Annotated in this window: 7 protein-coding genes and 1 pseudogene; 6 read left to right on the top strand and 2 right to left on the bottom strand. The window is 46.8% G+C overall.

All coding sequences use genetic code 11. The annotated features are described in order from the left end of the window. The 4 genes and pseudogenes from WBA89_RS11910 to uraD all read left to right on the top strand — a co-directional run. A pseudogene (locus WBA89_RS11910) lies at nt 1–443 on the top strand (glycosyl transferase family 1); the annotation flags it as partial. 263 nt (nt 444–706) lie between these two features. Further along, nucleotides 707–1,867: an FAD-dependent urate hydroxylase HpxO gene (gene hpxO, locus WBA89_RS11905; protein WP_424406593.1), complete on the top strand. Its 1,161-nt coding sequence runs from the start codon at nt 707–709 to the stop codon at nt 1,865–1,867. Nucleotides 1,868–1,968: 101 nt separating this feature from the next. Next, nucleotides 1,969–2,331: a hydroxyisourate hydrolase gene (gene uraH / locus WBA89_RS11900; protein ID WP_424406591.1), complete on the top strand. Its 363-nt coding sequence runs from the start codon at nt 1,969–1,971 to the stop codon at nt 2,329–2,331. Between the two features lie 54 nt (nt 2,332–2,385). Further along, nucleotides 2,386–2,886, top strand: a complete 501-nt coding sequence (gene uraD, locus WBA89_RS11895) for a 2-oxo-4-hydroxy-4-carboxy-5-ureidoimidazoline decarboxylase (protein WP_424406589.1) — start codon at nt 2,386–2,388, stop codon at nt 2,884–2,886. A gap of 523 nt (nt 2,887–3,409) precedes the next feature. Here the strand turns inward: uraD and WBA89_RS11890 are convergent. Beyond that, on the bottom strand, nt 3,410–4,180 hold the full coding sequence (locus WBA89_RS11890) for an ABC transporter permease (RefSeq protein ID WP_424406587.1): 771 nt from the start codon (nt 4,178–4,180) through the stop codon (nt 3,410–3,412). A 145-nt stretch (nt 4,181–4,325) separates the two neighbouring features. Further along, the gene (locus WBA89_RS11885; protein ID WP_424406585.1) at nt 4,326–5,153 is read right to left on the bottom strand and encodes an ABC transporter ATP-binding protein; all 828 of its coding nucleotides are present in this window, start codon (nt 5,151–5,153) and stop codon (nt 4,326–4,328) included. Between the two features lie 374 nt (nt 5,154–5,527). Here WBA89_RS11885 and WBA89_RS11880 point away from each other — a divergent pair, with 374 nt between their 5' ends. Both WBA89_RS11880 and WBA89_RS11875 read left to right on the top strand, forming a co-directional pair. Beyond that, nucleotides 5,528–6,649, top strand: coding sequence for an ABC transporter substrate-binding protein (locus tag WBA89_RS11880; RefSeq protein ID WP_424406583.1), 1,122 nt, complete (start codon nt 5,528–5,530; stop codon nt 6,647–6,649). A gap of 32 nt (nt 6,650–6,681) precedes the next feature. Further along, nucleotides 6,682–8,191 (top strand): iron uptake porin (locus tag WBA89_RS11875; protein ID WP_424406581.1); only part of this gene is annotated, 1,510 nt, incomplete at its 3' end.

The following is an 8,191-nucleotide window of genomic DNA, read 5'->3' as shown; positions in this document are numbered from 1 at the left end:
ACCGGGGAATTACCGAAGCAATGAGTTGCAACGTACCAGTAATTTGTTTTGAAGAATTCAACCAATACGCCAGAGGAAACTCGCCAGTTTTCCCGGAAGGTGCGGGACTTTACGCCAAATTTGACCCAGAATCCTTAGCCGATACTATTCATACAGTATTGGAAAATCAAACCGAATTTAAGCCGCGATATCAGTATTTAAAGCATTGCGGCCGCAAAAACTTTTTCAACACTTGTATAGACAGTTTTCCTTATTACCAGCACAACATTCCCGACTACAAACCGGGAGATGCGATTAACAATTTGTGGCTGGATTTGGCGGTGCAGCAAAATTATCAAGTTAGCTTGAATAGCTTTTTGTATGGAGGTTCTCCCCTGTCTCATATTCGCGGGATAAATACGATTCAGCAAAATCTCGGCGAATTAACCAAGTTTATAGGATAATTGGGAATTAATCTGTAAAATGCGTAAGTTGGTTTTTTCGATCGTGTAAATGGAATATGACGCATCCTGCTTTAGACGTAAGGTGCGTCTGTTGGGAGTTTTTAATGACGGTCGAGTAAATGCAATCTGACGCACCTACTTGAGATGTAATTCTCGATACAGTTATCACCGCTATTATAGTATTATAAAATAACGTAACTCTTCGGGTTGTAAATTATTATAAATTCCTGAGATCGGATGTCATTCAGCAGGAGAAACACAAAATGCACGACTTAAAAGTTGTCATCATCGGTGCGGGAATTGGCGGCTTAACTGCGGGCATCGCCCTGCAACAAGCGGGTTATCAAGTTGAAATATACGATCGCGTCAAAGAACTGCGTCCTGCAGGCGCTGGCATCTCCCTGTGGTCGAACGGGGTCAAAGTCCTCAACCGCCTGGGTTTAGGCGAAAAAATGGCTAAAATTGGCGGGCAAATGGATCGCATGGAATACCGCACCAAAACCGGTCAACTCCTAAATGACATCGATTTAATGCCGCTAATTAAACAAGTCGGTCAGCGTCCTTATCCGGTTGCCCGCCGCGATTTACAGCAGATGTTACTAGCAGCTTTTGGCGGAGAAGTCAAGCTCGATCGCAAATGTATTGCTGTAGAAGAAGACGCAACCGGAGTAACTGCAATTTTTGAAAACGGAGACAAAGCGCGGGGCGATTTGTTGGTGGCGGCTGACGGCGTTCGCTCAATTTTGCGAACCTACGTACTGGGCCGGGAAGTACAGCCGAAATACGGCGGTTATATTAACTGGAATGGACTTGTGCCGGCAGATGAAAAATTATCGCCGAAAAATACTTGGGCGATTTATGTCGGCGACTGCAAGCGGGCTTCATTGATGCCCGTAGCGGGCGATAGATTTTACTTTTTCTTAGATGTTCCCTTACCTGCAGGCACTCCGGCGAATCCCGAAAACTACAAAGCCGAACTTAAAGAACATTTTAAAGGTTGGGCCGAACCAGTGCAATTGCTGATAGAAACCTTCGATCCCGCAGCAGTCGCCCGCCCCGAAATTCACGACGTAGGACCGATCGACTCTTTCGTTCGCGGTAGAGTTGCTTTGCTAGGAGATTCTGCCCACGCTACCTGCCCGGATTTGGGACAGGGAGGCTGTCAGGCAATGGAAGATGGACTGGTACTGAGCAACTATCTTTCTACCACGAATTTGGGCGTAGAATACGCGCTCAAACGTTACGACACCGAGCGCAAGCAGCGGGCTAATGCAGTTGTAGAAAAAGCGCGCCAGCGTGCCGAACAAATTCACGGCAAAGATCCCCAGGTGACACAGCAGTGGTACGAACAATTGGCTGATGAAAAGCCCACCGACGTGACTGATGCGATCGCCAAAGTCATCTCTGCCGGCCCGTTACATTAATAACAGGAAGAATGGAAGCAGAGCCTCCGGATCTGCGTTACTAGGCAGAGCCTGGTAACGAGTTTACCAGTAGAAATCAGCAGTCAATCAATCATTCAATAATGTTAGGAAAACTTACAACTCACGTTCTCGACACTGCCCGCGGCTGTCCGGCTGCAAATATGTCGATCGCCCTGCAATCAATTGACCCAAAATCCGGCGAAAAAACCCTGCTGAAAACTGTAACAACGAATGCCGACGGCCGCACCGCAGCTCCGTTACTATCAGAAAGCGAACTCAAACCTGGAGTTTACGAATTAGTCTTTTCTGTGGGCGCATACTTCGCGCAATCTGCCGAAATTTTACCAGAACCACCTTTTTTAAATAGTATTCCGATTCAGTTCGGCATCGCCGATATCACCGCACACTATCACGTACCTTTGCTTGTTTCCCCTTGGTCTTATAGTACCTATCGAGGTAGTTGATTGGTCATTAGTCATTAGTCATTAGTCATTAGTTAGATCGTATTTGGACGGACAATGCAATACTCTTTAGTTGAACTCAACCAAATGGGTTCGGAAGAATTTACAGAAGCTTTGGGCGCTATTTTTGAACACACGCCCGCCATCGCCCGCAACACTTGGGACGATCGACCTTTTTCATCCACAGCCGACTTATACGCCAAAATGGTAACAGTCGTCAGCGCCATGACTCCCGCCCAAAAATTAGCTTTGATTCAAGCACACCCTGACTTGGGAAGCAAAGCAAAAATGGCGGAAGCATCCGTTAGCGAACAAGCCGGTGCAGGTTTGGATCGGCTATCTGTTGAAGAATTCGATCGCTTTCAATTTCTCAACGGAGAATATCGCAAAAAATTTGGTTTCCCCTTCATTGTGGCGGTGAAAAACCACACAAAAACCAGCATTCTCGAAGCATTTAAACAGCGCCTCGACAATTCCCCGGAAACAGAAATGCAGCAGGCTTTAGCTGAAATTTGCGAGATAGCCCGCCTTCGCCTGGAGTCAGCAATCCACAATTAATCAATCCGACTCAAGAAACCGGATTTTTTGACAAAAAGACTTCGCACTCGCCCCAGATTCCCTCAACAACCCGGTTTCCGCGCCGCCGTGACAATTTATATCCGGGTTTGGGATACCCTTTATTAACCAGTCGGCGGAGGCCGACTTTGTTTGACAAGACGCGGTTTCAACCGCCGGATCATCTGTGGCTGTGGCGGTGGCTATAGATATAGGAAAATATCACCCGATCGGGTGATACTTTCCGCCAAAAAAGTTGTAGAATAGTATCATAAGGCACAGAAAAAGATTCGGACATACCCCAGCTAAGCGGTGCTGATGCCGGGGAGCGTGGTGACAGGTTTCGATGTGTCTCCCAGAAAAATAGATATCTTGGAGGCAAATTTATGAACTTCTTCAATCGTCAAGCGACCAAAAAATCCCCCACACCGACACCGACAACCGAAATCCTACCGCTTGAGCATAAAGAACCTGTAGGCCATATGCACGGTAATTTCCGCCACTGGATTTGGTTGAAGCCATCGAATCAGCGCGCCCAGTAAATCAGGTATTTCTCCGCAGCGGCAAACAAGCCGTAAAGCAGGGTTCCCATCACTGCCAAAACCATCAATCCTGCAAAACCTAAAGGCACGTCAAAGTTAGAACTCGCGGTGACAATTAAGTAGCCAATTCCTTTGTTGGAGGCTACTGTTTCCGAAATTACAGTGCCGACAAAGGCAAGGGAAATTGCCACTTTCAGCGAGGCAAAGACGTAGGGTAAGGTGTGCGGGAACCCAACTTTCTGGAAAATTTCGATCTGCGATGCACCTAGGGCTCGCATCACATCTTTCATCTCTGGTTCTACTGTATCTAATCCCAAAGCTACGTTAACTGCGATCGGGAAAAATGCCAGCAAAAAAGCAGTCAAAATTGCCGGCACAGTACCGATGCCAAACCACAGCGCAAACAGCGGCACTAAGGCTACTTTCGGTACAGTATTGAACCCCACTAATAAGGGATAAAGAACTACATAGGCAATGCGCGAATATCCAATCAGAAACCCCAGCACTACGCCAGCCACAATTGCAATAATGAAACCCGCTAGAGTTGTAAACAAAGTTTGTCCCGTGTTTTCGATCAGTGCCTGACTTTGGTTGAAGCTGGCTGCGATAATCGCTGAAGGTGCGGGCAAGTTGTACGGGGGAATTTTGAACAAAAATACTAGAATTTCCCACAGCACGAACAGCAAGATGGTGGCAGCAATTGGCATCACAATGCTGGCTGTTTTTGACCGAGCAAATCTCTCTAACTTTTCCATTTTTTTTTCAAATGCCTGCTCAAATATTTTAGTTGTAGACGCACTCGCCCCCAAGAAACCGGGTTTTTTAGAGATTGAGGGTTTTCAGCACGTATGTGGGTTAAAAACCCGGCTTCTGACCCCCCGTGCATTTAGGACTGTACGATTAATTGCGGTGAATGTGCCGGCGCAATTCTGCAACAATGTGGTTGAATTCGTCCGACACTATCATGTCTACAGTGGTGGGACGTGGCAGGTTGACTTTGACTTTATACACGATCGAACTCGGACGCGGGCCCATCACATAAACTGTATCTGACAAGAATACCGCCTCCCGCAAATCGTGAGTGATCAGAATGCAAACGCACTTCACTCGCATCCACAAATCTTGCAGCATCACCCACATCTCCTCGCGGGTGAAAGCATCTAAAGCGCCAAAAGGTTCGTCTAGCAGCAGTATTTCCGGTTGGTGAATTAACCCCCGACACAGGGACGCCCTCTGCCGCATTCCTCCCGACAGTTGCCAGGGAAACTGTTTCTCAAAATCTTTGAGTCCGACTGTTTCCAGCAATTCTTGTGCCGAGCGAATAAACTTTGCTTTGCGCTGCGAATCTTTAAATTCTCGCTTGTAAGGCTGCACTACTTCCAGCGGCAGCAGAACGTTGTCGAGGGTGTTTCGCCAAGGCAAAAGCACGGGATTTTGAAAGGCTATTCCGACATTTTTTAGGGGTTTGGTAATTTTTTTTTCCCGCATTCGTATTTCGCCGATCGGTGCCGGAGCCAGCCCGGAAACCATTCTTAAAATAGATGTTTTACCGCAGCCGCTCGGCCCCACAAATGACACGAATTCTCCTTGGGCGACCGACAGCGAAATCTCGTCAATAATTCGTCTCGGTTGACCGTCTACTAGGAACTCTAAACCCACGCGATCGAATTCCAAGAGTATGGGTTCTTTGGTTTCGATTCTATCTGTTAACGTTGTATGCTGTACCATAATTTAGTCTAACTCCTGTGCGCGGTCGCGCAACCGATAATATTCTGTATACAGAAAAATTCAATAATTATCTCTGCCATTTACTTTATTGAGAATTTTGAATTTTTCTGTATCACCACATACATTTTTTTGTTTCGCACCAACTAAAAATTAAATGGTGGGCAAATATCAACTTATGAAATCTATTGTTGTTTAAAAAAAACAAAAAGAATGTGTATCTGTATACAGTATTCACAGTTCAAAAAATCTACCGTATTCAGTAACTCCTAGCACAGCTTAAGTTGGACGTAAAATCCGCAGAGATTAGCAACCGCAATTGGCGGGCTAAAGCGTTGTTTGCTTGGGTTTGTTGTCCAAATAGTAAGCTTTTTGACATGAAAAATACTTGGTTAGTACGATCGCTATCCCTAATATTGATTGCAACCCCAGCCATCCTGAGTAGCTGCCAATCTCAACAACAGCCGAATGCCGGAACTACCCCAGCAGCAGGAGCAACAGCAACAACGGCGGCGGACACCGCGCAGAAACGCTCCATCAAAGTCAATCCCTCTTGGCTGCTGCAAGGCGACAATGCACCGCTGACGATCGCCATTGACAAAGGCTATTTCTCAACAGAAGGATTGGATGTCAAAATCGAGCGGGGCTACGGTTCCTCCGACACAATTACCAAAGTTGCAGCAGGGCAATTCGAGATTGGATTTGGCGACATTTACTCGATGATGGAGTTCAACAACAAGAATCCCAACGATCCAGTAGTAGCAGTTGCAGTGCCTTACAATCGATCGGCTTTTTCCATTGTCACCCTCAAGTCGAGCAACATTACAGATCCTCAAGGATTAACCGGCAAAAAACTAGGAGCTCCAGCAGGAGATGCACCCCGCAAATTGTGGCCGGTATTTGCCCAAAAAGTTGGCGTGCAGCCCGACGGCGTAGAGTGGATTACAATGGAACCAAAGCTGCGCGAAACATTACTAATTAAAGGCGATGTCGATGCAGTCAGCGGATTTGCCACAACGATAATCCCTTCGTTAGAAAAAGCAGGCAAAAAGCCAGAAGATATGAATGTCTTCTACTATACCGACAACGGTTTAGATTTGTACGGAAATGCGATCGTTGTTAAAAAAGCATTTCTAGACAAGAATCCCGAATTAGTAAAAGGATTTTTGAGAGCGTATTTTAAAGGACTTCAAGACACATTAAAAGACCCTACTGCCGGATGGGAATCGGTGGTGAAAGCTGGAGATAGCTTGATGGACAAAAACGCCGAAAAGCGCCGCCTGCAAATTGCTTTAGAAAGGCTGTACATAACTCCCGAAGTTGAAAAAGTTGGCCTGGGAGGAGTCGATCCTACCCGTCTGGAAGCCACAGCGAAACAAGTAGCAGGAGTCTTAAATATAGAAGCTCCCCCAGTGAATAAAATATTTGATGACAGCTATTTGCCTCCCAAGGAGGAGCGAGCTTTGCCTCCTGCTGCCGATCGCAAACCATTGATTTAAAAGATAGATCGATCGGCGGTTGAAACCGCTCCTTGTCAAACGAAGTCTACTCCAAGCGGACTAAAGAATTTACTCGTTTTACTCGTTACCAGGCTCTGCCTGGTAACGCAGATCCAGAGGCTCTGCCTCAAATTTCGCTATTCTATATTTACGGTGTGAGGATCGTGTCTAAATCTTTATCTTTCCAAATCCTGCTGACAACAACGCCAGCACTACTTTGTATTAGCTTGCTGCATTCTCCAGCCAGCTCTGCTGCGGAAGTTTCTGCGACTGAAACTCTGGAAGTAATAGCTACAAAAGCCGACTTGCCGCTAGTTGATGCCGCTGAGTCACAAAGTGCGCTCGCCCAAATTGAAACACCCACAAATCCTGCGGTAACGCCAGAAATCACCGCCGATGTCGAATTAAACGACCGACAAAAACCCGAAAGTATTTCCCTCGCAAAAGACAGCGAAAAAACCGCAAAGATTTCTCAAACCAACGATGTCAACGCCCTCGATACAGCCGAAAAATCCGGCGCATCTACAGTTGCGCTAGAGCCAAATCAAACACAGACAAATCCCGCGACAGCGCCAGAACCAACAGCCGAAATTTCACCAAAATCCACAACCAACAAACAAGCGGAAACCGCCGCAGTTTCCCAACTAAACAATCTCCCGCCTACAGATACAGCAAATCAAAAATCCAGCGAACCAAACCTCTTATCAGAGTCAATTCAAACCCCCCAAAATTCCGCGCCTGCAAGCATCGCTGAAATCTCACAAGCAGACAGCCTAGAAGTAACCGATCCTTCAGCCGCGCCGGAGATGGAACAAGTTACTTCTGTTTCCCAACTCAGCGATGTTAAACCTACAGATTGGGCATTTCAAGCGCTGCAATCCTTAGTTGAACGCTACGGGTGCATAGCGGGATATCCCGACGGCACTTATCGCGGAAATCGAGCCATGACTCGCTACGAATTCGCGGCAGGTTTGAACGCTTGCCTCGATAAAGTTTCCGAGTTGATAACAGCCGGAAGCTCCAATTTTGTCAAAAAAGAAGATTTAGAAAAGCTCCAGAAACTGCAAGAAGAATTTGCGGCAGAACTAGCAACGCTGCGCGGTAGAATCGATGTATTGGAATCTCGCACGGCGAATCTAGAATCGAACCAATTCTCAACTACAACTAAACTTAATGCTACCGTTTGGTTCAACCTAACATCAGCATTTCCGACAGGCGATATTACGGCAGAACGCAGCCGCACTGCCCCGAACAGTCCGTTTGCTGCCCCAACTCGCGATGCTAACAATCGACCGACTCGCGTTGAGCGCGGGCAACCTGAAACTACTTTTAGCTACTACGCTTTTCTGACGCTAAACAGTTCGTTTACAGGCAAAGATTCGCTGGTGACTCAGTTGGTTTTCGGCAACGGCAATTCGCCTGCAAACGAACTGGTTTCGGCTGGGTTTTACAACTCGTGGGGAACGCCTTTTTTAGATCAAACTGGCACGCCGTCGGCTAATGTTGTGGCAATTCGCGAGATGTCTTACACGTTTCCTGTTG

Origin of the sequence: Microcoleus sp. (genome assembly GCF_049646505.1) — a bacterium.
Taxonomy (GTDB): Bacteria; Cyanobacteriota; Cyanobacteriia; order Cyanobacteriales; family Microcoleaceae; genus Microcoleus.
Note: the sequence above shows the minus strand (reverse complement) of the source record. Positions and strands in the feature narration are given on the sequence as shown.

Excerpts from the sequence above, each read along its gene's own strand:
- hpxO (WP_424406593.1), top strand. The coding sequence starts at position 707 with ATGCACGACTTAAAAGTTGTCATCATCGGTGCGGGAATTGGCGGCTTA.
- uraH (WP_424406591.1), top strand. The coding sequence starts at position 1,969 with ATGTTAGGAAAACTTACAACTCACGTTCTCGACACTGCCCGCGGCTGT.
- uraD (WP_424406589.1), top strand. The coding sequence starts at position 2,386 with ATGCAATACTCTTTAGTTGAACTCAACCAAATGGGTTCGGAAGAATTT.
- WBA89_RS11890 (WP_424406587.1), bottom strand. The coding sequence starts at position 4,180 with ATGGAAAAGTTAGAGAGATTTGCTCGGTCAAAAACAGCCAGCATTGTG.
- WBA89_RS11885 (WP_424406585.1), bottom strand. The coding sequence starts at position 5,153 with ATGGTACAGCATACAACGTTAACAGATAGAATCGAAACCAAAGAACCC.
- WBA89_RS11880 (WP_424406583.1), top strand. The coding sequence starts at position 5,528 with ATGAAAAATACTTGGTTAGTACGATCGCTATCCCTAATATTGATTGCA.